The organism is Micromonospora citrea (assembly GCF_049629545.1).
Lineage (GTDB): Bacteria > Actinomycetota > Actinomycetes > Mycobacteriales > Micromonosporaceae > Micromonospora > Micromonospora citrea_A.
The window spans coordinates 144,457-169,614 of record NZ_JBNADX010000006.1; the positions used below are offsets into that span (position 1 = coordinate 144,457).

2 protein-coding genes are annotated in these 25,158 nt (G+C 75.5%); both read right to left on the bottom strand.

Features of this window, described 5'->3' with window-relative positions; all coding sequences use genetic code 11:
- Window positions 1–23 precede the first annotated feature (23 nt).
- Window positions 24–10,973: an SDR family NAD(P)-dependent oxidoreductase gene (locus ACPFP2_RS09835; protein WP_424088216.1), complete on the bottom strand. Its 10,950-nt coding sequence runs from the start codon at window positions 10,971–10,973 to the stop codon at window positions 24–26.
- 47 nt (window positions 10,974–11,020) lie between these two features.
- Window positions 11,021–25,132, bottom strand: coding sequence for a type I polyketide synthase (locus ACPFP2_RS09840; protein ID WP_424088218.1), 14,112 nt, complete (start codon window positions 25,130–25,132; stop codon window positions 11,021–11,023).
- Between the last annotated feature and the right edge of the window lie 26 nt (window positions 25,133–25,158).

Sequence of the window (25,158 nt, forward strand, 5' to 3'; positions counted from 1 at the left end):
CCTCGATCCGGAAGTCGGTCATCTCAGGAGATTCCAAACTCTTTGCTGATGAAGTCGAAGATCTCGTCGTCGCTGGCCGAGTCGAGATCGGGCCGGTCCTGGTCGGCGGCGGGGCCGGCGGCGAGGTCGGACGCCTTGGCGAGCAGGTCCTGCATGCGGGCGGTGAACCGGGCCCGGGCCGCCGGATCGAGTGGGATGGTGGTGAGCAGGCTCTCCACCGTGTCGATGCCCTGGAACAGCGGCTGGGTGGAGGGCGCCGCGTCGGCGGCGATCTCGCCGGCCAGCCGTTCGGCCAGGGCGGTCGGGGTCGGGTAGTCGAAGACCAGCGTCGCCGGCAGCCGCAGCCCGGAGAGGGTGTTGAGCCGGTTGCGCAGGTCGACCGCGGTGAGCGAGTCGAAGCCCAGGTCGGTGAAGAGCCGGCCCGGGTCGACCGCGTCGGCGCCGGCGTGGCCGAGGACGGCGGCGATGTTGGCCCGGACCACGTCGAGCACCACCTTGAGCCGTTCCGGGCCGGCCAGGCCGGCGGCCCGCTGGCCGAGCGGCACCCCGCCGGTTCGGGCGCCGGCGGCGTCGGCCGAGCGGCGCAGCGGCACCCGGACCAGGGCGCGCAGCATCGGGGTCAGGGCGCCGGACTCCGCCTGTGTGCGCAGCGTGCCGACGTCCAGTCGCATCGGCACGACGGCCGCCGCGTCGAGCCGCCACGCGGCGTCGAACAGGTTCAGCGCCTGCCCGGTGGCCAGTCCCGCCGCGCCCTGCTCGGCGATGCGCCGCACGTCGGCGTCGGCGAGGTGCCCGGTCATGCCGCTGGCCTGCTCCCACAGGCCCCAGGCGAGGGAGATGCCGGGCAGGCCCCGGGCCCGCCGGTGCGCGGCGAGGGCGTCGAGGAAGGCGTTCGCCGCCGCGTAGTTGGACTGCCCGGCGCTGCCCAGGGTGGCCGCCGCCGAGGAGAACAGCACGAACGCGGCGAGGTCGTGTCCCTCGGTGAGCCGGTGCAGGTGCCACGCCGCGTCGATCTTCGGCACCGCCACCGCGTCGATCCGGTCGGGGGTCATCGACTCCAGCACCCCGTCGTCGAGGACACCGGCGGCGTGCACCACGGCGGTGAGCGGGTGCGCCTCGGGCACCCCGGCGAGCAGCGCCGCCAGCGCGTCCGGGTCGGCGGCGTCGCAGGCGGCGACGGTGACCCGCGTACCGGTGCCGGCGAGTTCGGCGACCAGGTCGCCGATCCCGTCGGCCGCCGCGCCGCGTCGCCCGGCCAGCAGCAGGTGCCGTACGCCGTGGGTGGTGGCGAGGTGCCGGGCCAGGAGTCGGCCGAGCACGCCGGTGCCGCCGGTGATCAGCACGGTGCCGTCCGGGTCGATGCCGCCGGGCAGCAGGTCCACGCCGGCCGGGACCCGTCCGAGGCGCGGGGTGCGCACCTGCCCGGCGCGGACCGCGAGCTGCGGCTCCCCGGAGCCGATCGCGGCGGCCAGCACGGCGGCGCTGTCCGGGTCGCCGTCGCAGTCGACGAGCTGCAACCGGCCCGGGTGTTCGAGCTGGGCGGTGCGCAGCAGGCCCCAGACCGGGGCCTGGCGCAGGTTGACCACCGGCTGCTCCCCCGCCGCGACCGCGTCGCGGGTGACCAGCACCAGCCGGGCCCCGGCGAACCGGTCGTCGGCGAGCCAGGTCCGCACCGCCGCGAGGGTACGGTGCGTCGTGGCGCGCGCCTGCACGGCGAGCGCCGGGTCGGTGTCGTCCCCGCCGCCGCCGACGGCGACGATCACCGCCTCGGGCGCGGGTTCGCCGCCGGCGAGCAGGTCACCGAGGGAGTCCAGGTCGACGTCGGTACGCACCCGCGCCCCGGCCGACTCGCAGGCCCCGCTGACGGTCAGGTCGTCGCCGCCGAGGACCACCCAGCGGGTGGCCGCCGGCACCGGGCCGGTGGGCACCGGCAGCGCCGGCCAGTCCACCTGGAACAGCGACTCGTGCCGGCCGGAGCGGGCCGCGCCGAGGGAGTCGCCGGAGACCCGGCGCATGATCAGCGAGTCGACGTGCAGCACGGGCGCGCCGGTGGCGTCGGCCACCTGGAAGGAGACGCCGACCTCGCCGGCTGCGGCGACGCGGACGCGTAGGGCGGTGGCCCCGGCGGCGAGCAGGGACACCCCGGTCCAGGCGAACGGGAGGCGGGGGACGGTCGCGTCGGCGCCGTCGCCCATCCGGCCGAGGAAGCCGCCGATCGACATGGCCTGCAACGCGCCGTCGAGCAGCGCCGGGTGCACGCCGAAGCGGCCCGCCTCGGCGTGGTGGTCGGCGGGCAGTTCCACCTCGGCGAAGACCTCGGTGCCGCGGGTCCACGCGGCGCGCAGGCCGCGGAACGCCGGGCCGTACCCGAAGACGGTGGCCTCGATGCCGGAGTAGAAGTCGTCGTTCTCGACGCGGGTGGCGCCGGGCGGCGGCCACACCCCGAGGTCGAAGGCGGGCGCGTCGGTCTGCTGCGGGGCGACCAGGCCGGTGGCGTGGCAGGTCCACGCCACGTCGGCGAGGATCTCGTCGGAGCCGTCCCGGTACGGGCGGGAGTAGAGCTGCACGGCGCGGCGGCCGTCGTCGTCGCGCTCGCCGACGGTGAGCTGGACCTGGAGGGAGCCGAGTTCGGGCAGGACGAGCGGGGCGAGCAGGGTCAGCTCCTCGACCTTCGGGCAGCCGGCCTGCTCGCCGGCGTACGTGGCCAGTTCCACGAAGGCGGTGCCGGGCAGCAGGATGTTGTCCATCACCCGGTGCTCGCCGAGCCACGGGTGGGTACGCACCGACAGCCGTCCGGTGAAGACCATCCGCTCGCTGTCGGGGAAGGTCAGTGTGGCGCTGAGCAGCGGGTGGCCGGCGTCCTGGAGGCCGGCGGAGGCGACGTCGCCGCTGCGGTGCACGGGCGGGTCGACCCAGTACCGCTGGTGCTCGAAGGCGTAGGTGGGCAGCGGCACGGTGTCGGTGCCGGCGAGCACCCGGGTGAGGTCGACGGGCAGGCCGATGGTGTGGGCGGTGGCCAGGTTGGTCAGCAGCCGGGTCGCGTCGTCGTCGCCCCGGCGCAGGCTGCCCAGGGTGTGGCCGATGGTGTCGGTGTCGTCCAGGATCGCCGTCACCGGCATCGTCAGCACCGGGTGCGGACTGACCTCCACGAACGTGCGATGCCCGGCCGCGATCGCCACCCGCACGGCCGCGTCGAACTGCACGGTGCGACGCAGGTTGTCGTACCAGTAGTCGGCCGTCATCGTGACCGGATCCACCCACTCCCCCGTCAGGGTGGAGACCAGCCTGGTGTGGCCGGACTGCGGGGTGACGTCGGCCAGATCCGCGCGGAGCTGTTCGGCGACTTCCTGCACGGCGGCGGAGTGGGAGGCGTAGTCGACGGGGATCAGCCGGGCGCGGATGCCGTCGGCCTGGCAGGCGTCGACCAGATCGGCCACCGGCTGCGGCGGACCGGACACCACGATGGTCGACGGGCCGTTGACGGCGGCCACACCGACGCCCTCGAACGCGGGTAGGCGTTCGGTGACGGCGTCGGCGGGCAGGTCGATCGAGGCCATCGTGCCCGTGCCCCGCAGCACCGCCAGGGCCCGGGACCGCAACGCCACCGTCTTCGCCGCATCCTCCAAGGTGAGAATCCCGGCGACACACGCGGCACCGATCTCCCCCTGCGAGTGACCGATCACCGCCTGCGCAGTGACGCCCACGTGCTGCCACACCGCAGCCAGAGCGATGCCGACGGCCCACAGCACCGGCTGCACCACCTCGACCCGCTCCAGCCACGACTCGTCCTCGCCCGTCAACACCGAGACGAGATCCACGTCCAGGTACAGGGCGAGAGCCTGCTGACACTCGGCCAGCCGCGCGTCGAACACCGGCGTCCGACCGACCAGACCGGCCGCCATCCGCGCCGACTGGGCACCCTGACCCGGGAACACGAACACCGGGCCGGCGCCGTGGCCGGAGACCGGGCCGGTGACGACGGTGCCGGCCGGGGTGCCGGCGGCCAGGGCGTCGAGCCCGGTCAGCAACTCCTCGACGGTCGACCCGAGCACGGCGGCCCGCTGGTCGAACGTCGACCGGAGGGTGGCCAGCGACCACGCCACCGCCACCGGTTCGACGTCGCACTGCTGGCGCACGTACGCGGCCAGGCGGGCGGCCTGGCCGGCGAGCGCGCCCTTCGACCGGGCGGAGAGCGACCACAGCGTCGCGTCCGCCTCGACCAGGGCAGGCCCCGATTCGGTGCGGGCCGGCGTGGCCGGCGCGTCGGCCTGCTCGATGATGACGTGGGCGTTGGTGCCGGAGATGCCGAACGACGACACCGCCGCCCGGCGCGGCCGGTCCACCTGCGGCCACGCCCGCGCCTCGGTCACCAACTCCACGGCCCCGACCGACCAGTCGATGTGCGGCGACGGCTCGTCCACGTGCAACGTCGCCGGCACCAGACCGTGCCGCATCGCCTGCACCATCTTGATCACACCGGCCACACCCGCCGCCGCCTGCGCGTGCCCGATGTTCGACTTCACCGACCCGAGCAGCAACGGCTCATGCCCGTCGCGGCCCTGCCCGTACGTGGCCAGCAACGCCTGCGCCTCGATCGGATCACCCAACGTGGTGCCCGTGCCGTGCGCCTCGACCACGTCCACGTCGGCGGACGTCAGCCCGGCGTTGGCGAGGGCCTGCCGGATCACCCGCTGCTGCGACGGACCGTTCGGAGCGGTCAGACCGTTCGACGCGCCGTCGGAGTTGATCGCCGAGCCGCGGACCACCGCGAGGATCTGGCGGCCGTGGCGGCGGGCGTCGCTGAGCCGCTGCACGAGCAGCATGCCGACGCCCTCGGACCAGCCGGTGCCGTCCGCCGAGGCGGCGAAGGACTTGCACCGCCCGTCGGGGGCGAGGCCACGCTGGCGGGAGAACTCGACGAACGCCGTCGGGGTGGCCATCACCATCACGCCGCCGGCCAGGGCCAGGTCGCACTCGCCGCGGCGCAGCGCCTGGCCGGCCCAGTGCAGGGCCACCAGCGACGACGAGCAGGCCGTGTCCAGCGACACCGCCGGCCCTTCGAGCCCGAACGTGTACGCCACCCGCCCGGAGATGACGCTGCTGGTCATCCCGGTCAGCATGTATCCCTCGGCGGCCTCCGGCGAGTACGCGAGCAGGGAGCCGTAGTCCTGGCCGCTGGTGCCGACGAAGACGCCGGTGCTGCTGCCCCGTGCGGTGGCCGGGTCGATGCCGGCGGACTCGAAGGTCTCCCAGGTGGTCTCCAGCAGCAGCCGCTGCTGCGGGTCCATCGCCAGGGCCTCGCGCGGGCTGATGCCGAAGAATCCCGGGTCGAACCGGTCGACGCCGTGCAGGAAGCCGCCGCCGCGGGCGTAGAAGGTGCCGCTGGCGTCGGGGTCGGGGCTGTACAGCGAGTCGAGGTCCCAGCCCCGGTCGGTGGGCAGGTCGGTGATCGCGTCGACGCCGTCGGCGACGAGCCGCCACAGGTCGTCCGGCGACCAGACGCCGCCGGGGAGCCGGCAGGCCATGCCGATGATGGCGAGGGGCTCGTCGTCGCCGACGGCGACGGTGGTCGTCGCGGGTCGCACCGGGACCGGGGCGCCGGCGATCTCGGTGCCGAGGAACGCGGCCAAGTCGTGCGGGGTCGGGTAGTCGAAGACGAGGGTGGCCGGCAGCCGCATCCCGAACGCGTTGTTGAGCCGGTTGCGCATCTCGACGGCGGTGAGCGAGTCGAAGCCGAACTCGCTGAACGCCCGGCGCGGCTCGATCGCGGCCGGGTCGGGGTAGCCGAGCACGGCGGCGGCCTGGCCGCGCACGATCTCCACCAGCGCGGCGAGCCGGTCGGCGTCGCCGAGCGCGGCGAGCTGCCCGACGAGGGACGCGCCGGTGCTGGTCGCCGCCGCGGCCCGGGCGGGGACACGGATCAGCGCCCGGTACAGCGGTGGGATGCTGCCGCCGGCGAACTGCACCTTCATCGCGGCGAGGTCGAGGCGGGCCGGGACGAGCGCGGCGGCGGGGGTCCGGCAGGCGGCGTCGAAGAGGGCGAGGCCCTCCTCGGCCTCCATGGCGGCGACGCCGGAGCGGGAGATCCGGTTGAGGTGGACGTCGTCCAGCTCGGTGGTCATGCCGCTGCGGTCGGCCCACAGACCCCAGGCGAGGGTGAGGGCGGCGAGACCATGTGCCGTGCGGTGGTGGGCCAGCCCGTCGAGGAAGGCGTTCGCGGCGGCATAGTTGCCCTGGCCGGGGCCGCCGGCGGTGGCGGCCAGGGACGAGTACGAGACGAACGCCTTCAGGTCGAGATCGGCGGTCAGCTCGTGCAGGTTCCAGGCGGCGTCGACCTTCGGGCGCAGCACCCCGTCCATCCGTTCGGGGGTGAGCGAGGAGATGACGCCGTCGTCGCGGACACCGGCGGCGTGGACGACGGCGGTCAGCGGGTGCGCGGCGGGGATGCCGGCGAGCAGGTCGGCCAGGGCGTCCCGGTCGGCGACGTCGCAGGCGGCGACGGTCACGGTCGCGCCCAGCGCCGCCAGGTCGGCGCAGAGTTCGGCGACTCCCCCGGCGGCCCGGCCCCGCCGGCTGGTGAGGATCAGATGGCGCACGCCGTGCACGGTCACCAGGTGCCGGCTCATGAGCTGGCCGAGGGTGCCGGTGGCGCCGGTGATCAGCACGGTCCCGTCGCCGTCGAACGGGGCGGCCGGCGGCTCGGCCGGAGCGGGCACCCGGGTGAGCCGGGCCCCGGCGGCGACACCGGCGCGGATGACGACCTGCGGCTCGTCGGTGTCGACGGCCGCCACCAGCGCGGCGGCGCTGCCGGCCACGTCGTCGACGTCGACCAGCACGATCCGGTCGGGGTTCTCCGACTGGGCGGAGCGGACCAGGCCGATGACCGCGGCTCCGGCGAGGTCGGTCAGGTCGGCGTCGGCGTCGGTGGCGACCGCGCCCCGGGTCAGCACGACCAGCCGGCTGGTCGCGTACCGGTCGTCGGCGAGGAACCGTTGGAGCACGGCGAGCGCCCGGTGGGTCGCCTCGGCGACGACGCGGGGCACGTCGGCCGCCGGGGGCGGGTCGAGCAACGGCACGACCAGCACGCCGGGCGCGTCCGTTCCCTCGTCCAGCGCGCCGCCCAGGGCCGTCAGGTCCGGGTACGCCGCGACGGCCGTCCCGGTGGCGGCGACGGCGTCGGTGAGGCCGGCGTCGTCGCCGACGACCGCCCAGCCGACGGTCGACGGGCCGGCGGGCAGGGCCAGCGGGGTCCACTCGATGCGGTACAGCGACTCTGCGCCACCACCGGAGGCGACCCGGAGCTGGTCGGCGGAGACCGGCCGCAGCACGAGGGAGCCGACGGAGATGATCGGCGCGCCGGTGACGTCGGCGAGCAGCAGGGAGACGCTGTCGGTGCCGGTGTGCGAGACGCGCACCCGGGCCGCCGCCGCGCCGGCCGCGTGCAGGGCGACGTCGTTCCAGGAGAACGGCAGCCGGCCGTACCCGGGTGGAACGTCCGCGCCGGACGGTTCGCCGGTGGGGGTGGTCAGGCCGAGGGTGTGCAGGGCGGCGTCGAGCAGCGCCGGGTGCAGTCCGTACCCGCCGGCCTCGGCGGCCGGGGTCTCCGGCAGGGCCAGTTCGGCGAAGAGGTCGTCGCCGCGCCGCCAGGCGGAGCGCAGCGCGATGAAGGACGGGCCGTAGTCGTAGCCCTGGGCGGCGAGGTTGAGGTAGAGGTCGTCGGTGGGAACCTCGGTGGCGTCCGGGGGCGGCCAGGCGGTCAGGTCGGACCAGCCGGGCGGGCCGGCCGGGCTCGCCGGTCCGGAGGCCAGCACACCGCTGGCGTTGCGGGTCCAGGCCCGCTCACCCTCGGCGGGCTCGCCGTCGGGCGCGGAGTGCAGGGAGACCGACCGGCAGCCGGTCTCGTCGGCCGGGCCGATCCAGAGCTGGATGTCGACGCCGCCGGTCTCGGGCAGGATCAGCGGGGATTCCAGGGTCAGCTCGCGGACGTGGTCCGCGCCGACGTGCGCGCCGGCCTGCAGGGCGAGTTCGACGAAGCCGGTGCCGGGCAGCAGCACCGTGTCGAAGACGACGTGGTCGGAGATCCACGGGTGGGTACGCCGGGCCAGCCGCCCGGTGAACAGGAACCCCTCCGCGTGGGCGACGCCGACGGCGGCGCCGAGCAGGGGGTGCTGCGCGGGACGCAGGCCGACGGCGGTGACGTCGCCGGTCCACCCGGCACCGGCCTCGGGCCAGTACCGTTGGTGCTGGAACGCGTACGTGGGCAGGTCGACCCGGGTCGCGCCGGTGCCGATGAACCAGGGCTGCCAGGTGACGGGCACACCGTGCACGTGCAGGTCGGCCAGGCCGGCGAGCAGCGCCGCCACCTCGGGCCGGTCCTTGCGCTGGACGGCGACGGCGAGCACGCCGTCGGCGTCGGGCAGCACGTCGGCGGTCATCGCGGTCAGGACGCTCTGTGGACCGATCTCCAGGAACGTGTCCACCCCGGCCGCCCGCAGGGCGGTGATCCCGTCGGCGTAGCGGACGGCTTCGCGGACGTGCCGCACCCAGTAGTCGGCGGTGCGGATCTCGTCGCCGTCGGCGAGCGCGCCGGTCAGGTTCGACACGACCGGCAGCAGCGGCGCGGCGAAGGACAGCCCGTCGAGGACGGCCCGGAACTCGTTAAGCATCGGCTCCATCAGCGGGCTGTGGAACGCGTGACTCACCGTCAGCCGGCGGGTCCGGGCCCCCTTCTCCCGCCAGACCCGCTCCACCTCGTCGAGGGCGTCGAGCGCACCGGAGACGACGACGGAGGCCGGGCCGTTGACGGCGGCGATGCCGACCCGGTCGGTCAACCCGGTGATCGACTCGGCCACCTCGGCCTCGGACGCGGCCACCGCGAGCATCCCGCCACCGGCCGGCAACGCCTGCATCAACCGGCCCCGGGCGGCGACCAGAGCGCACGCGTCGGCCAGGGACAGCACCCCGGCGACGTGCGCGGCGGTGATCTCCCCGATGGAGTGCCCACCGACGAAGTCGGGCACCACGCCGAAGGACTCGACCAGGCGGAACAACGCCACCTCGACCGCGAACAGGCCGGCCTGGGTGAAGACGGTCTGGTCCAACAGCCCCGCCTCGGGGGTGCCCTCGTCGGCGAAGAGCACCGACTTCAGCGGCTGCGGCAGCAGCGGATCCAGGTGCGCGCAGACCTCGTCCAGCGCGGTGGCGAACCCCTCGACGTACCCGTACAACTGTCGGCCCATGCCGGCGCGTTGCGCGCCCTGACCGGAGAAGAGCACCGCGAGCGGACCCCGGTCGCCGGCCTGACCCGCGATCACCGCGCCGGACGGCTCCCCCGCCGCCAGCGCCCGCAGCCCGGCGAGCAGGTCGTCGCGGTCGGTCGCCGTCACGACCGCACGGCTGTCCAACGTGGAGCGGGTGGCCACCGACGAGAACGCCACGTCGAGCGGGCGCAGGTCGGTGTCGGCGTCCAGCCGGTCCGCCCACCGGCCGGCCTGCGCGGCGAGTGCTGCGGCGTCGCGGGCCGACACCGTCACGGGCAGGACCGGCCGCTCGACCATCGGCGCGGCGGTGGCCGGGGCCGGTTCGAGGGCGGGGGCCTGTTCGAGGATGGTGTGCGCGTTGGTGCCGGACACGCCGAACGACGACACCGCCGAGCGGCGCGGCCGGTCCACCGCCGGCCACGGCGTCGCCTCGGTGACCAGCTCCACGGCGCCCGCGTCCCAGTCGACCTGCGGGGTCGGGGCGTCCACGTGCAGGGTGGGCGGCACGACGCCGTGCCGCATCGCCATCACCATCTTGATCACACCGGCGACCCCGGCGGCGGCCTGCGCGTGCCCCAGGTTCGACTTGACCGAGCCGAGCAGCAGCGGCGCCGCCGACCCCCGGTCCTGCCCGTACGTGGCGAGCAGCGCCTGCGCCTCGATCGGGTCGCCGAGCCGGGTGCCGGTGCCGTGCGCCTCGACCACGTCCACGCCACCGGCGGCGAGACCGGCGTTGGCCAGCGCCTGCTGGATCACGCGCTGCTGCGACGGGCCGTTCGGGGCGCTCAGTCCGTTGGACGCCCCGTCCTGGTTGACGGCGCTGCCCCGGACCACGGCGAGGATCGGGTGGCCGTTGCGCTGGGCGTCGGAGAGCCGCTCCAGGAGCAGGACGCCGACGCCCTCGGACCAGCCGGTGCCGTCGGCGGCGGCGGCGAACGCCTTGCAGCGACCGTCGGCGGCGAGACCGCGCTGCCGGGAGAACTCGACGAACGCGGCCGGGGTGCACATGGCGGTGACCCCGGCGACCACGGCCAGGGTGCACTCCCGCTGCCGCAGCGCCTGCCCGGCGAGGTGCAGGGCCACCAGCGAGGACGAGCAGGCGGTGTCGACGGTGACCGCCGGGCCCTCCAGCCCGAAGGTGTAGGAGATGCGGCCGGAGACGACGCTGCCGGCGTTGCCGGTCATCAGGTGCCCCTCGAGGCCCTGCGCGGCGCCCATCAGCACGCCGCCGTAGTCCTGGCCGGTGCTGCCGGCGAAGACGCCGGTGCGGCTGCCGCGCAGCGAGTGCGGGTCGATACCGGCCCGCTCGAAGACCTCCCACGAGGTCTCCAGCAGCCAGCGCTGCTGCGGGTCCATGGCCAGCGCCTCGCGGGGGGAGATCGCGAAGAACCCCGGGTCGAAGTCCGCCAGGTCGTGCACGAATCCGCCCTGCCGGGTGTACGACGTGCCGGCCTGCTCCGGGTCGCTGTCGTACAGCGAGCCCAGGTCCCAGCCCCGGTCGTCCGGGAAGTCGGAGACCACGTCCCGGCCGGAGGCGACCACCTCCCACAGGTCCTCCGGTGAGCGCACCCCGCCGGGGAAGCGGCAGCTCATGGCGACGATGGCGACCGGCTCCTGCTCACCGGCCTCGACCTCGCGCAGGCGCTGGCGCACCTGGTGCAGGTCGGCGGTGACCCGCTTGAGGTAGTCGAGAAGTTTCGCCTCGTCAGCCATGGACCGCCCACTCCTTGTGTTGACCCGTCGACCCAGCAGCGATCACGTCAGGACACCCCCAGCTCCCGGTCGATGAAGTCGAAGACCTCGTCCGGGGTGGCGTCCTGGAGCTTCTCGGCGACGGTGTCCCCGCCGCCGCCGGCCGCGCCGTCGTCCTCGTTGAGGGAGGCCAGCAGCGTCCGCAGCCGCTCGGTGATCCGAATCCGGGCGCTGCGGTCCGGCGCGGAGCCGGCGAGCGCCGCTTCCAACCTGTCCAGTTCGCCGAAGACCGGCGCGACCCCGACCACCCCGCCGTCGACGATCGCCGCCCGGACGTACTCGGCGAGGCCGGCGGCGGTCGGGTAGTCGAAGACGACCGTGGCGGGCAGCCGGACCCCGGTCGCCGCAGTGAGCCGGTTGCGCAGCTCCACGGCGGTCAGCGAGTCGAACCCGAGTTCCCGGAAGGCCCGGTCGGGTTCGACGGCGTCCATCGAGGCGTGACCGAGCACGGCGGCGGCCTGGCCGCGTACCAGCTCCAGCAGGGTCTTGCGCCGCTCGGCGTCGCTCTGCCCGGCGAGCAGGGTGGCCAGCGACTCCGCGGACGCTGCGGCGTCGTCGGCCCGCTCGGCGACCGCCCGCGCGGCCTCGGGGACGCCGCCGAGCAGCGGGCTGGGCCGCACGGCGACGAAGCCGGGCACGTACCGGGCCCAGTCGACGGCCGCCACCAGCGTCGCCGGCTCGCGCCGCGCCATGGACCGCGCCAGCGCGGCGAACGCGGGCGCGGTGTCGAGGCGGGCCACGCCGGTACGGCGGCGGCGTTCCTCCACGGCCTGGTCGGCCGAGGCCATCCCGCCGGCGGCCCACGGGCCCCAGGCGATCGAGGTGGCGGGCAGGCCCTGCCGGCACCGCTGTTCGGCGAGCGCGTCGAGGTACGCGTTCGCGGCGGCGTAGCTGCCCTGCCCGGCGGCGCCGAGCTGGCCGGCCATGGCCGAGAAGAGCACGAACGCGCGCAGCTCCCGGCCGACGGTCAGCTCGTGCAGGTGCAGCGCGCCGAGCACCTTGGGCCGCAGGACGCCGGCGATCCGCTCGGCGGTGAGCCCGTCGAGGACGCCGTCGTCCAGCACGCCCGCCGCGTGCACCACCGCGGTCAGCGGCACGTCGGCCGGCACCTCGTCGAGCAGCTTCGCCAGCGCCGCCCGGTCGGCCACGTCGCAGGCCGCGACGGTGACCCGGGTGCCCGCGTCGGTCAGCTCCCGGGCCAGCTCGGCGGCGCCCGGCGCGTCCGCGCCCCGGCGGCTCACCAGCAGCAGGTGTTCGGCGCCGTGGGCGGCCAGCCAGCGGGCCACCTCCGCGCCGAGCGCCCCGGTGCCGCCGGTGACCAGCGTGGTGCCCGAGTGGTCGGGTTCGTCGGCGGCGGCGTCGCCGCCGGGGGCCCGGACGAGCCGGCGGACGAGGACGGTGGCGCCGTCGATCGCCAACTGGTCCTCGCCGTCGAGGCCGGCGAGGGCGGCGCAGAGCAGGTCCCAGCCGTGCTCGTCGAGGGTCGCCGGCACGTCGACCAGGCCACCCCAGCGCTCGGGGTGCTCCAGTGCGACGACCCGGCCGAGGCCCCAGAGCAGGCACTGTTCGGGCCGGTCGGCCGTCCCGCCCCGGGTGGTGCCGGCGGCGCCCCGGGTGACGCACCACAGGGGCGCGGCCACGTCGAGGTCGCCGAGGGCCTGGACCAGGGCGAGGGACCGGGCGAGGAACGGCGGCACCGGCTGGGTGTCGTCGACCGCGCCGTCGGCGAGGGCGAGCAGCGACAGGACGCCGGCCGGCACGCCGTCGGCGGTCGCGGCGCTCAGCTGCGCGGCGACGGCGGCCCGGTCGGCCGTCTCATCCGGCAGCAGCACCAGCCGGACGTCGGCGCCCCGGCGGGTCAGTTCGGTGACCGCCTGCTCGCCCTCGTCGGCGTGGCGGTCGTCGGCGACGACCCACCAGGCGCCGGAGAGGAAGCTGACGGGCGTGCCGGTGTACGGCTGCCAGACGGCGCGGTAGCGCAGGTCGTCCAGGGTGGAGCGGTCGCGCTGCTGCCGTCGCCAGGAGGCGAGCACGGGCAACGCCGCGCCCAGTCGCTGCAGGGAGTCGGTGGCGTTCTGCGCGGTGAGTTCGGCGAGCGCGGCCAGGTCCTCCCGCTCGACGGCCGCCCAGAACACGGAGTCGTCACCGGTGCTCTCCGGCGCGCCGGCCTGCCCGGCGGTCGCGGTGGGCCAGTACCGGTCCCGGTCGAAGGCGTAGGTGGGCAGCGGCACGGTGTCGGTGCCGGCGAGCACCCGGGTCAGGTCGACGGGCAGGCCGATGGTGTGGGCGGTGGCGAGGTTGGTCAGCAGGCGGGTCGGGTCGTCGTCGCCTCGGCGCAGGCTGCCCAGGGTGTGCCCGGTGGTGTCGGTGTCGTCCAGGATCGCCGTCACCGGCATCGTCAGCACCGGATGCGGACTGACCTCCACGAACGTGCGATGCCCCGCCGCGATCGCCACCCGCACGGCCGCGTCGAACTGCACGGTGCGACGCAGGTTGTCGTACCAGTAGTCGGCCGTCATCGTGACCGGATCGACCCACTCACCGGTCAGCGTGGACACCAGGCGGGTGTGGCCGGGCTGCGGGGCGACGTCCGCGAGATCCGCGCGGAGCTGTTCGGCGACGTCCTGCACAGCAGCGGAGTGAGAGGCGTAGTCGACCGGGATCAGCCGGGCGCGGATACCGTCGGCCTGACACGCGTCGACCAGATCGGCCACCGGCTGCGGCGGACCGGACACCACCACCGTCGACGGACCGTTCACCGCCGCCACACCGACACCCTCGAACGCCGGCAACCGCTCCGCCACGGCGTCGGCGGGCAGGTCGATCGAGGCCATCGTGCCCGTGCCCCGCAGCACCGCCAGGGCCCGCGAGCGCAGGGCAACGGTCTTCGCCGCATCCTCAAGCGACAAAATGCCCGCGACGCAGGCCGCGCCGATCTCCCCCTGCGAGTGCCCGATCACCGCCTGCGCAGTGACGCCCACGTGCTGCCAGACGGCCGCCAAGGCGATGCCGACGGCCCACAGCACCGGCTGCACCACCTCGACCCGCTCCAACCACGACTCGTCCTCGCCCGTCAACACCGAGACGAGATCCACATTCAGGTAGGGCGCAAGCGCCTGCTGGCACTCGGCCAGCCGCGCGTCGAACACCGGCATCCGGCCAATCAGACCGGCGGCCATCCGCGCCGACTGGGCACCCTGACCGGGGAACACGAACACCGGACCGGCACCGTGGTTCGACACCGCCCCGGACACCACAGTGCCAGCCGGCACACCGGCCGCGAGGGTTTCCAGACCGGACAGCAGCTCGTCGACCGTCGACCCGACCACCGCGGCCCGGTGGTCGAACGTCGAGCGGGTGGTCAGCAGCGACCAGGCGACCACGGTCGGATCCAGGTCGCCGTGCTCCCGCAGGTGCCGGGCCAGCCGGGCGGCCTGGCCGGCGAGGGCGACCTTCGACCGCGCCGCGACGGGCCAGAGCGTCGCCGCGCCGGCGAGCAGGCCGGGACTCCGGGCGTCCTCGGGGCGGCCGGTGGGCGGGTCGTCGGGCTGCTCGATGATGATGTGCGCGTTGGTGCCGGAGATGCCGAACGAGGAGACGGCCGCGCGTCGGGTCCGGTCCGTGTCGGGCCAGGGCCGTGCCTCGGTGGCCAGTTCCACCGCCCCGGCCGTCCAGTCGATGTGCGGGGACGGCGCGTCGACGTGCAGGGTGGCCGGCACGACGCCCTCCCGCATGGCGAGCACCATCTTGATCACTCCGGCGACGCCGGCCGCGGCCTGGGTGTGCCCGATGTTGGACTTCACCGACCCGAGCAGCAGCGGCTGCGTGCGGTCCTGCCCGTAGGTGGCCAGCAGCGCCTGCGCCTCGATCGGGTCACCCAACGTGGTGCCGGTGCCGTGCGCCTCGACCACGTCGACGTCCGCCGCCGTCAGGCAGGCGCTCGCGAGGGCCTGCCGGATCACCCGCTGCTGCGAGGGGCCGTTCGGGGCGGTCAGCCCGTTGGACGCGCCGTCCTGGTTGACGGCGCTGCCGCGCACGATCGCGAGGACCTGGTGTCCGTTGCGGCGGGCGTCGGAGAGCCGTTCGACGAGGAGCACACCGGCGCCCTCGCCCCAGCCGGTGCCGTCGGCGCCGGCCGCGAAGGCCTTGCACCGGCCGTCGGCGGCCAGTCCGCGCTGCCGGGAGAACTCCACGAAGAGTCCGGGTGTCGCCATCACCGTCACCCCACCGGCGAGGGCGAGGTCGCATTCGCCCCGCCGCAGCGACTGCACCGCCAGATGCAACGCGACGAGGGAAGACGAACAGGCCGTGTCCACCGACACCGCAGGCCCCTCCAACCCCAACGCATACGCCACCCGACCCGACACCACGCTCGCCGCGTTCCCCGTCCCGGCGAACCCCTCCACCTCGTCGCCCGAGACCATCAACAAGGCCCCATAGTCCTGGCCGTTCGTGCCCACGAACACCCCTGTTCGCGAACCCCGCAACACCCCCGGGTCAACCCCTGCCCGCTCGACCGCCTCCCACGAGGTCTCCAGCAGCAGCCGCTGCTGCGGGTCCATGGCGAGGGCCTCGCGCGGAGAGATCCCGAAGAATCCGGCGTCGAAGTCGGCGGCCTCGTACAGGAAGGCGCCGCTGCGCACGTAGGAGGTGCCGGAGGAATAGGGGTCGGGGTCGTACAACCGGTCGATGTCCCAGCCCCGGTCGCCGGGCAGGTCCGACACGGCGTCGCGGCCGGCGGCGAGCATCTGCCAGAACCGTTCGGGATCGGTGGCGCCGCCGGGGAACCGGCAGGCCATGGCGACGATGGCGACGGGCTCGTCGTCGGCGAGGGTGACGGGGGCGGCCTGCGCCGCCGTCTCGGCCCCGCCGCCCAGCTCCTGGTGCAGGTGCCGGGCGAGGACGGTCGGGGTGGGGTAGTCGAAGACCAGGGTCACCGGCAGCCGCAGCCCGGTGGCGGTGGCGAGCCGGTTGCGCAGCTCCACGGCGGTCACCGAGTCGAAGCCGAGGTCCCGGAACGCGTGGTGCGGGTCGACGGCCTGACCACCGGCGTACTTGAGGACGGTGGCCGCCTGGTCGCGGACCAGGTCGAGCAGCGCCTGCTGCCGCTCGGTGGCGCTCATCCGGGCGAACCCGGCGGCGGGGCTCGACTCGTCGGTCTCCTCCGCCCGGTCGAGGCCCTTGGTGGCGGCGAGCCGCTGCGCCTCGGGGATCTCGGCGATCAGCGGCCCCGGGCGGGTGGCGGTGAACGCGACGTAGAACCGGTCCCAGGCGATGTGGGAGATGGTCAGGAACGTCTCGTCGTGCTCGACGGCCTGGTGCAGGGCGGCGACGGCGAGCCTCGGGTGCATCTCGGGCGCGCCGTGCCGGTGCAGCATCCGGCCGAAGTCGCCCTCGGCCATGCCGCCGCCACCCCAGGCGCCCCAGCCGATGGAGGTGGCGGGCAGGCCCAGGTCGCGGCGGTGCTCGGCGAGCGCGTTGAGGTACGCGTTGCCGGGGGCGTAGTTGCCGACGCCGGAGCTGCCGACGGTGCCGGCCATGGAGGAGAAGAGGACGAACGCGTCGAGGTCGTGGTCGAGGGTCAGCTCGTGCAGGTGCCGCGCGGCGGTGACCTTGGCGCCGAGGGCGTAGTCGACCTGGTCGAGGGTGAGCGAGTTGATCACCGAGTCGTCGAGGACCGCGGCGGTGTGCACGACGGCGGTGAGCGGGTGCTCGGCGGGCAGGTCGGCGATGACGGCGGCCAGCGCCGCCCGGTCGGCGGCGTCGCAGGCGGCCACGGTGACCCGCGCGCCGAGGCCGACGAGTTCGGCCTCCAGCTCGGCGATCCCGTCGGCCTGCCGACCCCGCCGGCTGAGCAGCACGAGGTGCGCCGCGCCGTTGGCGGCGAGCCAGCGGGCCATGTGCCCGCCGAGGGCGCCGGTGCCGCCGGTGACCAGGACGCTGCCGGAGGGCCGCCAGGTGCGGGTGGCGGGGGCGTCGCCGAGCGGGGCGCGCAGCAGCCGCCGGCCGAACACGCCGGCGCGGCGCAGCGCCACCTGGTCCTCGGAGTCGGCGCCGGCGAGGACGCGCACGAGGCGGCGGCCGGCGGCGTCGTCCAGGTCGTCGGGCAGGTCGACCAGGCCGCCCCAGCGGTCCGGGTGTTCCAGGGCGGCGACCCGGCCGAAGCCCCAGGCGAGCTGCTGCATCGGGTGCGGCAACGGGTCGGCGGCGTCGGTGGAGACGGCGCCCCGGGTCAACGTCCACAGCGGGGCGCGCAGCCCGGCGTCGCCGAGGGCCTGGACGAGGGTGACGGTGCCGGCGAAGCCGACCGGCACGTGCCGGTGCGCGGGCATGGGCGTCTCGTCGAGGGCGAGCAGGGACACGATCCCGGCGACCGGTCCGGCCGCGGCGAGGTCGCGCAGCCGGGCCGCGAGGACGTCCCGGTCGGTCCGCTCGGCGTCCAGCGCCACGGGTACGACGGTGGCGCCGTGCCGTTGCAGGGCGGCCCGGGTGAACGCGGCCTGCGCGGCACCGGTGTCGTCGGGGCCGGTGACCAGCCACCAGAGGCCGGTGACGGCGGGCTCACCGGCGCTGTCTTCGGCGACGGGCAGCCAGCCGTCGCGGTAGCGCCACGAGTCGACGGTGGCCTGGTCGCGGTGCCGGCGTCGCCAGGCGGCGAGGGCGGGCAGCACGTCGGCGAACGCGGCCTCGGGCACCGCGTCGGCGGCGTCGGCGAGTTCGGCGGTGAGCGCGGTGAGGTCCTCGGCCTCGACGGCGGCCCAGAACCGGGCGTCGAGGCCGTCGTCGGCGGCGGGCACGGTGCCCGGGGCGGCCGGGGCGGCGGCCGGCTGCGGCCAGTAGAGCTGCCGCTGGAACGGGTACGTGGGCAGGTCACGACGGTGCGCGGCGAGGCCGGCGAACGCGGGCCGCCAGTCGACGGCCGTACCCCCGGTGTGCACCTCGGCGAGGGCACGGTGGAACCGGCCGAGACCGCCGTCGTCGCGGCGCAGCGTGCCGGTGACGGTGACCGCGCCCGGGTCGGCGGCGGCCAGCTCGACGCTCTCCTGCACCGCCATGGTGAGCACCGGGTGGGCGCTGACCTCGATGAACGTCTGGTAGCCGGCGGTGACGAGGCTGCGCACCGCGTCGTCGAAGCGGACGGTCTGCCGCAGGTTGCGGTACCAGTAGTCGGCGTCGAGGACGGCGGTGTCGAGCCAGTCGCCCTCCACCGTGGACCGGAACCGGATCTCGGCGGTGCGCGGGCGGAGCCCGGCGAGCAGGTCCCGCAGCTGGTCGCGCAGCGGCTCGACGTGGGCGGAGTGGGAGGCGTAGTCGACGGGGACGCGACGCACCCGCACGTCGCGGGACTCGTAGTGGGCGACCAGCTCGTCGAGGGCGGCGCTGTCGCCGGAGACGACGACGGAGGTGGGGCCGTTGACGGCGGCCAGGGCGACCCGGCCGTCCCACCGGGCGATCGTGGCGGTGGCCTCGTCGGCGGTGGTGGCGACGGAGACCATGCCGCCGTCCCCGGCGATGCCGGCGATGATCCGGCTTCGCAGGGCGACCACGGCCGCCGCGTCGTCGAGGCTGAGCGCCCCGGCGACGTACGCGGCGGCGATCTCGCCCTGGGAGTGGCCGATGACGGCGGCCGGGCGCACCCCGTACGACTGCCAGAGCGCGGCGAGGGAGACCCCGACCGCGAACAGGGTGGGCTGTACGACGTCGACCCGCTCAAGGGAGGGCGCGTCGGGCGCCCCGCGGACCACGTCGGTCGGCGACCAGTCGACGTACGGGCGCAGCGCCTCGGCGCAGGCGGCGAAGGTGTCGGCGAAGACCGCGGCGGTGTCGAGGAGTTCGGCGGCCATGCCGACCCACTGGGAGCCCTGGCCGGGGAAGACGAACGCCACCTCCCCGGGGGTGCCGGCGGCGCCGGTGACGGTGTCGGGGGCGGGGCGGCCGTCGGCGAGCGCGTCCAGCGCGGCGGTCAGCCCGGCGCGGTCGGCGGCGAGGACGACGGCCCGGTGGTCGTGCGACGCCCGGGTGGCGACCAGCGACCAGCCGACGTCGGGCAGCGCGGCGTCGGTGACGGTGTCGAGGTGGGCGCGCAGGTCGCGGGCGCGGGTGGCCAGCGCCCCGGCGGTACGGCCGGAGAGCACCCAGGGCAGCTCGCCGACCGGCCCGTCGGCGGCCGGCGCGGCCAGCTCCGGCTCCGGAGCGTGTTCGAGGATGGTGTGCACGTTGGTGCCGCTGATGCCGAAGGAGGAGATCCCGGCGCGGCGGACGCCGTCGACCGGCTCCCAGGGGCGGGCCTCGGTGAGCAGCGCGACGCTGCCGGCGGACCAGTCGACGTGCGGGGTGGGCTCGTCGACGTGCAGGGTGGGCGGCAGCACCCCGTGCCGCATCGCCAGCACCATCTTGATCACCCCGGCGACGCCGGCGGCGGCCTGGGTGTGCCCGATGTTCGACTTGATCGACCCGAGCCAGAGGGGACGGTCCTGAGGCCGGTCCTGCCCGTACGTGGCGATGAGGGCCTGCGCCTCGATCGGGTCGCCGAGGGTGGTGCCGGTGCCGTGCGCCTCGACGGCGTCCACGTCGGCGGCGGTGAGCCGGGCGTTGGCGAGGGCCTGCCGGATGACCCGCTGCTGGGCGGGCCCGTTGGGGGCGGTGAGGCCGTTGGACGCGCCGTCCTGGTTGACGGCGCTGCCGCGCACGACGGCGAGGACGGGGTTGCCGTCGCGCCTGGCGTCGGAGAGTCGTTGCAGGACGAGCAGGCCGACGCCCTCGCCCCAGCCGGTGCCGTCGGCGGCCCCGGCGAACGGCTTGCACCGGCCGTCGGCGGCGAGGCCACGCTGGCGGGAGAAGCCGACGAAGATGCCGGGGGTGGCCATGACGGTGGCGCCGCCGGCGAGGGCGAGGTCGCACTCCCCCGCCTGGAGGGCCTGCGCGGCGAGGTGCAGGGCGACCAGCGACGACGAGCAGGCGGTGTCGACGGTGACGGCCGGACCGTGCAACCCGAAGGTGTACGCCAGCCGCCCGGAGATGACGCTGGCGGAGGTGCCGGTGGCGAGGTAGTTCTCGTCGACGTCCCCGGCGGCCATCAGCAGCGAGCCGTAGTCCTGGCCGTTGGTGCCGACGTACACGCCGGTGCGGCTGCCGCGCAGCGCGGTCGGGTCGATCCGGGCCCGCTCGAACGCCTCCCAGGTGGCCTCCAGCAGCAGCCGCTGCTGCGGGTCCATGGCCAGGGCCTCGCGCGGGCTGATGCCGAAGAACGCGGGGTCGAACTCGCCGGCCCCGGCGACGAATCCGCCTTCCCGCACGTAGCTGGTGCCGAGGTGTTCGGGGTCGGGGTGGTACAGCTCGGCGATGTTCCAGCCGCGTTCGCCGGGCATCAGGGTCATCGCGTCGGTGCCCCCGGCGACGAGGTCCCACAGCTGCTCCGGTGAGCCGACGCCGCCGGGGAAGCGGCAGCTCATCGCGACGATGGCGACGGGTTCGCGGCGCAGGTCGGCACCGTCGGCGACCACCTCGCCGGTGGTGTGGCCGGCGGTGAGGCCGTGCAGGTGGGCGGCGAGTTCGGCGACCGTGGGGTGGTCGAAGGCGAGGGTGGCGGGCAGGGTCATGCCCGTCTCGGCGGCCAGCCGGTTGCGCAGCTCGACGGCGGTGAGCGAGTCGAAGCCGAGGTCGCGGAAGGTGCGCTCGGGCAGCGGCTGGCCGGCCGGGTAGCCGAGCACCACGGCGGCCTGGGTCCGGACCAGCTCGGTGAGCTGCGGCAGGGACCGGCCGACGACCACCGCTCGGACGGGACCGGCGGGCACGGCGGGCACCCCGGGCAGGGCGGCGATGAGCGGGTCCGTGCGGCCCCAGGAGGCGGCGAGGCGTCCCCAGTCGACGTCGGCGACGGTGACCGCCGGCGCGGCGGTGTTGACGAGGCGTCCGAGGGCGGTGACCGCCTCGGCGGCGGGCAGCGGGTTGATGCCGCCGCGGATCAGTCGGGCGGTCAGCGCGGCGGTGGCGGCGGCCATGCCGTCGGCGGCCCAGGCGCCCCAGGCGACGGCGGTGGCGGGCAGCCCCTGGCCGCGTCGCCAGGCCGCGAACGCGTCGAGGTAGGCGTTGGCCGCCGCGTAGTTGCCCTGCCCGGCGCTGCCGACGACGCCGGCGAGGGAGGAGAAGAGCACGAACGCGTCGAGGTCCCGGCCGGCGGTGGCCTCGTGCAGCACCCGGGCGGCGCGGACCTTGCCGTCCAGGACGGCCTGCATCCGGGTGAGGTCGAGGCGGTCGAGCACGCCGTCGTCGACGATCCCGGCGGTGTGCACGACGGCGGTGAGCGCGGGCAGACCGGCGACCAACGCGGCGACCGCCTCGGCGTCGGTGACGTCACAGGCGACGATCCGCGCCGAGGCGCCCAACTCCCCGGCCAACTCCGCCGCACCGGGAGCGTCCGGGCCACGCCGGGAGACCAGCACCACCTCAGCGGCCCCGTTCGCCGACAACCACCGGGCCACGTGCCCACCCAACGCGCCGGTACCCCCGGTGACCAGCACCGTGCCCGACGGCCGCCAACCCGACCCGGCAGGCGGGACGGCGGCCACGAGACGGCGACCGAAGACGCCCTGCGGGCGGATCGCCACCTGGTCGTGGCCGCCGTCGGCGAGCACGGCGAGCAGCGCGTCCCCGGTGACCCGGTCGAGCGGCGCGGCGTCGTCGGTGCGGGCGGGCAGGTCGATCAGGCCGCCCCAGCGGTCGGGCTGTTCGAGGGCGATCACCCGGCCGAGGCCCCAGGCCGCCGCCGACGAGGGATCGGTGACGGTCTCGCCGCCGCCGACGCCGACGGCGCCCCGGGTGAGGCACCAGAGCCGGCCGGGCAGGCCGGTGTCGGCCAGCGCCTGGGTGAGGGTGAGCAGCAGCGCCGTGCCGGCGGGCACCGCGGGGGCGTCCGGCAGCGGCCGGTCCCGCTCGGGCAGGACGCAGAGCACCCCGGCCCAGCCCTGTTCCCCGTGCCGCCGCAGCGCCTCGGCCAGCTCGGAGCGCCCGGTGTCGGGGCGCACGGCGAGGTGGTCGACCGGCACGCCCGCGCGGGTCAGCGCGTCCACCGGGTCGGGGGCGTCGCCGTCGGTGGTGACGACCAGCCACCGGCCGGCGAGGTGCGGGGCGGGCGCGGGGCGGACCGGTTCCCAGTCGATCCGGTACGACCAGCCGTCCACCACGGCGTCGCGCAGCCGGGCCCGTCGCCACGTGGAGAGCACGGGCACGGCGGGCGCGAGGGCCTCGACGGCGGCCGGATCGTCCTGCACGGCGAGGTGGGCGGCGACCTCGGTCAGGTCGCCGCGTTCCACGGCGGCCCAGAAGTCACCTTCGACACCGTCCGGCTGTCCGGCGGCCACGGTGGGACCGTCGGGCCAGTAGCGCTGGTGCTGGAAGGCGTACGTGGGCAGGTCGACCCGGTGCGCGCCGGTGTCGGTGAACCAGGGCTGCCAGGTGATTCCGACGCCGTGCACGTGCAGTTCGGCGAGGGCGGCGAGCAGCGCGGCGACCTCGGGCCGGTCCTTGCGCTGTACGGCGACGGCGAGCACGCCCTCGTGCCCGGGGAGCACGTCGGCGGTCATCGCGGTCAGGACGCTCTGCGGACCGATCTCCAGGAACGTGTCCACCCCGGCCGCCCGCAGGGCGGTGACCCCGTCGGCGTAGCGGACGGCTTCGCGCACGTGCCGCACCCAGTAGTCGGCGGTGCGGATCTCGTCGCCGTCGGCGAGCCCACCGGTCAGGTTCGACACGACCGGCAGCAGCGGCGCGGCGAAGGTCAGCTTCTCCACCACCGCCCGGAACCTCGCGAGCATCGGCTCCATCAGCGGACTGTGGAACGCGTGGCTGACCGCCAGCCGACGGGTACGCACACCCCGCTCCCGCCAGACCCGCTCCACCTCGCCCAGCGCGTCGACCGCGCCGGACACCACCACCGAGGACGGGCCATTGACCGCCGCGATCCCGACGTCAGCCAGGCCGTCGATCGACGCCGCCACCTCCGCCTCGGGCGCGGCGACCGCCAGCATCCCACCACCGGCGGGCAGCGCCTGCATCAACCGGCCCCGCGCCGCCACCAGGGCGCACGCGTGCTCCAGCGACAACACCCCCGCCACATGCGCGGCGGTGATCTCCCCCACCGAATGCCCACCGACGAAGTCCGGCACCACACCGAACGACTCCACCAGACGGAACAACGCCACCTCGACCGCGAACAGACCAGCCTGCGTGAACACCGTCTGGTCCAACAGCCCCGCCTCCGGCGAGCCCTCCGCAGCGAACAGCACCTCCCGCAACGGGCGCGGCAACGCCCGGTCCAGGTGCGCGCAGACCTCGTCCAACGCCGCCGCGAACACCGGGAAGGCGTCGGACAGCTCCCGGCCCATGCCGGCGCGCTGCGCGCCCTGACCGGAGAAGAGCACCGCGAGCTGGCCGCGCGCCGCGCCCGTACCGGTGCGGATGTTGCCGGCCGCAGCGCCGGCGGCCAGGGCACGCAGCCCGGCCAGCAGGTCGTCGCGACCGGCGGCCGGCACCACGGCACGGCTGTCCAGGACGGCCCGGGAGGCGACCGACGAGTACGCCACGTCGAGCGCACGCAGGTCGGCGTCGGCGTCCAGCCAGACCGCCCAGCGCCCGGCCTGCGCGGCGAGCGCGACGTCGGTACGGGCGGAGAGCAGCACCGGCACGACCGTACGGTCGGCGGTGGGGGCCGGCGCGGCCTCGGCCTCCTGCTCGGGGGTGGGCGCCTGCTCGATGATGGTGTGCGCGTTGGTGCCGGAGACACCGAACGACGACACCGCCGCCCGGCGGGGCCGGTCCACGGCCGGCCACGGCGTGGACCCGGTGGCAAGGCGGACCGCGCCCGCGTCCCAGTCGATGTGCGGGGACGGTTGGTCCACGTGCAGGGTGGGCGGGACGACCCCGTGCCGGATCGCCTGCACCATCTTGATCACCCCGGCGACCCCGGCGGCGGCCTGGGTGTGGCCGATGTTCGACTTGACCGAGCCGAGCAGCAGCGGCGCGGCCTCGCCCCGCTCCTGCCCGTACGTGGCGAGCAGCGCCTGCGCCTCGATCGGGTCGCCGAGCCGGGTGCCGGTGCCGTGCGCCTCCACCACGTCGATCTGCTCGGGGGTGAGCCGGGCGTTGGCCAGCGCCTGTCGGATGACCCGGACCTGGGAGGGGCCGTGCGGGGCGCTGAGCCCGTTGGACGCGCCGTCGGAGTTGACGGCGCTGCCCCGCACCACGGCGAGGACCGGGTACCCGTGGCGGTGGGCGTCGGAGAGGCGGGTGAGCAGCAGCATCCCGATCCCCTCGGACCAGGAGGTGCCGTCGGCGGCGGCGGCGAACGCCTTGCACCGGCCGTCGACGGCGAGGCCACGCTGGCGGCTGAAGCCGACGAAGACCGCCGGGGTGGGCATCACCGTCACGCCACCGGCCAGCGCCAGCTCGCAGTCGCCGTTGCGCAGCGCCTGCGCGGCGAGGTGGATCGCGACCAGCGACGACGAGCAGGCGGTGTCCACGGTGACCGCCGGCCCCTCCAACCCGAGGGTGTACGCGACCCGGCCGGAGATGACGCTGGTGGCGTTGCCGGTGAGCAGGTGACCCTCGCCGTTCTCGGCCTGGGCCATGACACCGTCGTAGCCGTGCGAGGCCGCCCCGACGAACACCCCGGTACGGCTGCCCCGCACGGTCGCCAGCGGCAGGCCGGCCCGCTCGAACGCCTCCCACGACGTCTCCAGCAGCAGCCGCTGCTGCGGGTCCATGGCCAGGGCCTCACGGGGGCTGATCCCGAACAGGTCGGGGTCGAATTCGGCGGCGTCGTAGACGAAACCGCCCTCGCGGACGTAGCTGGTGCCCGGGTGGTCGGGGTCGGGGTGGAACAGCCGGTCGAGGTCCCAGCCCCGGTCGGCGGGGAACGGGCCGATGCCGTCCCCGCCGTCGCGCACCAGGTCCCAGAGCTGCTCGGGTGAGGACACCCCGCCCGGGTAGCGGCAGCTCATCGCCACGATGGCGACGGGCTCGGCGTCCCGGGCCTCCAGCTCCCGCAGCCGTCGCCGGGTGCGCCGCAGCTCCGAGGTCGTACGCTTCAGGTACTCGACGTACTTCTCGTCCTCGTTGCTCACCGTGGACCCACCTCACTCGGCATGCC